The following is a 4914-nucleotide window of genomic DNA, read 5'->3' on the forward strand; positions in this document are numbered from 1 at the left end:
GCCCCACCCAGGCGCGGTGCGTGGCAGGAGCTCCCGCTGTGGTTCGTGATCCCCGCCCCGCTCGTGCTGATCGCGGTCGGCTGGGCCATTCCGTTGCTGGGCTTGAGCCTCCTGGCGTTCCTCGTCCTCGACGGGCTCGTCGGCCTGGCACGTCGACGTGCCGGGAACACCGCGGGCTCCGCCGGGTGAGCCCGGACTGATCGCGCCCGCGGGAGGGTGACCGCTCGGCGCGGTGACCGGTGTCGTGGACCGGTGGCGCGGGCTGGTCGTGGATCGGGCCGAGCGTCCATGCCGTGGCCGCCACCAGCACCAGGAGGTTCTCACCGCGGACCACGTGACGGCGAAGGCATCCGGCCTCCGCCTGCGCGGCTACTGCCGGCCAGGGGCGGTGGGAACAGGCGACCGCTGCCGGGAACCGGAACGCGCCATCGTCCGAGTGCCGGCACACTCGAGCAGCGACACGATCCGCGTCGGCCCGACGCGCGGGTTACCGGCCGGCGCGACGGGGCACGTCGGCCTCCTCCAGGCCGCCGAAGGTGGGCAGCAGCCCGTGCGAGCCCTTGCGGGAGGCCCGGCGCAGGGTGGCCAGCACCGCCGGTCCCAGCACGAGGATCGCGATCGTGTTGGTGATCGCGCGGCCGGTGTCCCACCCGGCGGTGGAGGTGAGCAGGGTGAAGATCGCGAACCGGTGGAGGTTCTCCAGCACCGGCGCGCCCGGCACGTAGGAGATGTGGCCGTCGTAGTAGTCGACCTCGGCGCCGGTGATGAACGGCCAGAACCACAGGTTCATCAAGAACCCGAACACGTAGGCCACCACGATCCCGTAGACCACGAGCATCGCGATCTCGGCCTTGCCGGTGACGCGGCGGGGCAGCAGGCCCGCGCCCATGCCGATCCAGGCGGAACAGAGCATCTGGAACGGCAGCCACGGCCCGACCCCGGCGGTGAGCAGCGCCGAGGCGAACAGCGAGGTGCAGCCGAGGACGAAGCCGAAGCCGGCGCCGAAGACCCGTCCGGCGAGCACGAGCAGGAAGAACACCGTTTCGATGCCGGCCACGCCCGCGCCCAGGGGGCGCAGGGCGGCGTTGACCGCGGACAGCACGCCGAGCAGGGCGAGGGCCTTGGCGTCCATGCCGCCTTCGGACAGCTCCGCGAGCACGATGGCGATGAGCACGGGCAGGATGGCCAGGAAGATGAACGGCGCGTCGGGTCCGTGCTGCGTGGGCTGCGGTTCGACGCGGACCAGCAGGGGCCAGAGGAACATCATCAGCCCGGCCAGCGACGCCAGCGCGAGCACGGTGGCGGACCGGGGGCCGACGCGCACGACCCGGCCGGCGCCGGCCCAGTCGCGGATCACCGCGCCACCCCCGCCAAGGCGGCGCGCACGTCGTCCACGGTGAGCCAGTCCGGCCCCAGCACCTTGGCCACCTGCGGGGCGAAGGCGGGGGAACCGCCCAGCACCTCGGCGGTGGGTCCGTCGGAGACGACCTCGCCCTCGGCCATGACCACCACCCGGTCGGCGACCCGGGCGACGAACTCCACGTCGTGGGTCGCCACGACCACCGAGCGGCCCTCCGCGGTCAGGGTGCCGATCATGCGCGCGAGGGCGTCCTTGGCGGCGTAGTCCAGACCGCGGGTGGGCTCGTCGAGCAGCATCACGCGCGGGGCGGCCGAGAGCTGCACGGCCAGCACCAGCGCCAACCGCTGCCCCTCGGACAGGTCGCGCGGGTGGCGGTCGGGATCGACGTCGGGCGCCAGCCGGTCGAGCAGGGTTCGGGAGGTGCCGGGCGGGGCCCCGGATTCGAGGTCGGCGGCGGCGCACTCGTCGGCGACGGTCTCCAGGTAGAGCAGGTCGCTCGCGGTCTGCGGCACCAGGCCGACCAGCTTGCGCGCCTGCGCGCTGGACTGCGCCTTGGGGTCGGTGCCGTTGACGCGCACGGTGCCGCCCTGGCGCGGCCCGGACCCTTGCAGCGCCCACAGCAGCGAGGACTTGCCCGAGCCGTTGCGGCCCATGAGCGCCGACACCACGCCCGCGTGGAGGTCCAGCGACACCCCGCGCACCGCGACGGTGGGTCCGTGGCGCACGACCACGCCGGAGCCGGTGAGCAGCGTCTCGCCGGCCGGGGCCGGTCGCGGCGAGGACGGGGTGAGGTCGGCGCGCAGGGTGCCGGCGCGGCGGCGGGCGTCGCGCACCGACAGCGGCAGCGGGTCCCACCCGGCCAGCCGGCCCAGTTCCACGATCGGGGGCGCGATGGGGGTGTCACGCAGGACCTCGGCGGGGGTGCCGTCGACCACCCCGCCGTCGCCGGACACGTAGATCATGCGGTCGGCGAAGGGCACGACGCGTTCCATGCGGTGTTCGGCCATCAGCACGGTGGTGCCCAGGTCCTGCACGAGCCGGGCCAGGGTGGCGAGCACGTCCTCGGCGGCGGTGGGGTCGAGCGCGGAGGTGGGTTCGTCCAGGACCAGGACCTTGGGGTGGGTGGTGAGCACCGAGCCGATGGCCACGCGCTGCTGCTGGCCGCCGGACAGGCTGCGCAGGGCGCGGCGGCGCAGCTCGGCGATGCCCAGCAGGTCCAGGGTCTCCTCCACGCGGCGGCGCATCACCTGCGGGGACACGCCCAGTTGCTCCATGCCGTAGGCCAGTTCCTCCTCGACGGTGTCGGTGACGAAGCCCGCCAGGGGGTCCTGGCCGACCACGCCGACCAGGTGCGCGAACTCGCGTGGCGGTCGGGAGCGGGTCATCACCCCGTCCACCGTCACCACCCCGTCCAGGTGGCCGCCGGTGAAGTGCGGCACCAGGCCGTTGACGGTGCCCAGCAGGGTGGACTTGCCCGAGCCGGTGCGACCGGCGACCAGCACCAACTCGCCCTCCCCGACGGTCAGGTCGACGCCGGCCAGCACGGGTTCGGGTTGGCCGTGGTACCAGAAGGCGACCTGCCTCCACTCGATCACGCGGTCACCTCCTGGTCGGCGGCCTCGGGGTGCGGCGGTGCGGGCGGCGGGGACAGGAACGCGGGCAGCACACCGGCCAGCACGCCGAGCAGCGGCGGCCACGACAGCAGCGGCCACGACAACGCGGTCAGCGACGGGTTGAGGTTGGTGGGGTCCACGCCGGAGGTGGCGAACAGGACCACCGCCACCGCCACCCCGCCGGCCGCGACGACCACCTCGGGCGCGTGCCACCGGTCGGGGCGGTAGCGGGTGCGCTGGACGCGCCGGCCCGCGAGGTGGAAGCCGACCAGGCCGACCGCGGTGCCGGAGACGAGCATCGGCGCGGCCAGGAAGCGCGGGGTGGTGCCGTCGAGGGTCGCGTAGACGCCGACGCACACCCCGATCAGCCCGAGGATCATCAGCGTGCCGGTGGCCACCCGCTGCCGGGCGTCCACCAGGGCGGCGCGGCCGTAGCCGCGGGAGTCCATCGACGAGGCCAACCTCAGCGAGCGGTCCAGCGCGTCCTCCAGCACCGGGATCACGATGACGTGCAGCGCTTTGAACCGCTTGCGGCTCACCCCGCCGCGCAGCCTGCGCGCCCGCCGCACCCGCAGCACGCTCTCGGCCAACTGCGGGAACACCGACAGGGCGACCACCACGGCGGTGCCCATCTCGTAGAGGGCGGGCGGCATGGCCTTGAGCAGCCGCTTGGGGTTGGCCAGGGCGTTGGCCGCGCCCAGGCAGATCACCATCGTCGCCAACCGCAGCCCGTCGTAGAGCCCGCCGAGCACCGACTCGGCCGAGACGTCGCCGAACAGGCGGATCCCCGCCGCCCACGCGGGCAACGGGATCTCCGGCAGCCGCAGGATGATCGTGGAGCCCTCCGCGCCGCCGAAGACGATGCGGAAGAACACGCGGATGCCCACGATGACCGCGCCGAGGTAGAGGTAGAGGCGGAAGGCCAGCGCCCACGGGGCCTCGCCGCGGCGGGCGACCACGACGTGGCAGGCCACCGCGATGATCGCCAGCAGCAGCCAGGGGTTGGTGGTGCGCGCCGCCGCCACCGCCAGCCCGAGCGCCCACACCCACCACGCTGCGGGGTGCAGGTCGCGCGGCAGGAAGTACGTGGTGAGCACCTAGGCGTCCCGCGCCCGCCGACGCCGCCGCGCCACCAGCAGGGTCATGGCCGCCAACAGCACGATCACGCCCGCTGCCGCCCACGGCGCGAGGTCGCTGGACCCGGATTGCCGCTTGACGACCTCGTTGACGTCAGGGGCGTCCTGGCCGCCGTCGAAGGCGACGTTGTGCTTCGGGTCGGGCGCGGGCGACCTCGGCGACGCGCTCGCGCGTGGCTTGGGCGGCGGCAGCGCGGCCGTGCCGGACTCGACCCCGCCCGGCTCGTCCGGAGCGGTCGTGGGCTGCTGTTGCGGCGGGCGCTGCTGCCCGGCGGGGTCCGGCCGGACGTCGTCCCGCTTCTCGCCGAGGTCGTTGGAAGAGGGTTTCCCCTCGTCGGGGGCGACGCACGCCTGCCCCTCGGTGCCGGGGCGCACCGCCGCGACGCGCGGGGTCGGGTTGGTCTCGGCGGTGGCGTTGAGCGAGAACGACCAGCCCTCGAAGCCGCCGGGGACGAAGTTGCGGTTCTTCACGCCCCACTGGCTGTACTCCCACGCGCAGTTGTTGCCCGCGTGCCAGTAGGACCAGTACCCGGCCGCCGGCGGGGTGTCGATGCACGCCTCCCGGTAGTCGTCGTCGCCCTGGATGGGGATCGCCTCGACGGCGGAGGGCCGGTTCTCGACGCGGCAGATGAACGCCTCGCCCCAGCGCTGCACCCCGGCGACCTGGAAACCCGCGCCCTTGAGCGCGTCCAGGCCGGTGCCGGGCGTGCCCCGGGGGTTGCAGCGCACCAGCGTGGTGCCGCCGAGCTGCTGGAAGTCGACCACGACGGTGACGCCGGTGTCGGACTGGCAGAACCCCGGCGTG

The 4914-nt window shown here is 74.2% G+C and carries 4 protein-coding genes and 1 pseudogene; 1 reads left to right on the plus strand and 4 read right to left on the minus strand.

The window, feature by feature from the left end; genetic code table 11:
* Window positions 1-189, plus strand: a pseudogene (locus ACFV4N_RS39735) (PepSY domain-containing protein); the annotation flags it as partial.
* Between the two features lie 298 nt (window positions 190-487).
* Here ACFV4N_RS39735 and ACFV4N_RS39740 read toward each other — a convergent pair.
* The 4 genes from ACFV4N_RS39740 to ACFV4N_RS39755 form a co-directional block, all read right to left on the minus strand.
* On the minus strand, window positions 488-1354 hold the full coding sequence (locus ACFV4N_RS39740) for an ECF transporter S component family protein (protein WP_499677853.1): 867 nt from the start codon (window positions 1352-1354) through the stop codon (window positions 488-490).
* Window positions 1354-2955 (minus strand): ABC transporter ATP-binding protein, encoded by a 1602-nt coding sequence (locus tag ACFV4N_RS39745; protein WP_499677850.1) that lies wholly within the window; start codon window positions 2953-2955, stop codon window positions 1354-1356. Before ACFV4N_RS39745 ends, ACFV4N_RS39740 begins: the two co-directional genes overlap by 1 nt.
* Complete coding sequence (locus ACFV4N_RS39750) at window positions 2952-4070, minus strand: energy-coupling factor transporter transmembrane component T (protein WP_499677851.1); 1119 nt, start codon at window positions 4068-4070, stop codon at window positions 2952-2954. The genes ACFV4N_RS39745 and ACFV4N_RS39750 overlap by 4 nt, the downstream gene beginning before the upstream one ends.
* On the minus strand, window positions 4071-4914 hold an 844-nt coding region (locus ACFV4N_RS39755; protein WP_499677852.1), incomplete at its 5' end, for an ABC transporter substrate-binding protein.

Source organism: Actinosynnema sp. NPDC059797 (genome assembly GCF_042732085.1).
In the GTDB taxonomy this organism is placed as follows: domain Bacteria; phylum Actinomycetota; class Actinomycetes; order Mycobacteriales; family Pseudonocardiaceae; genus Actinosynnema.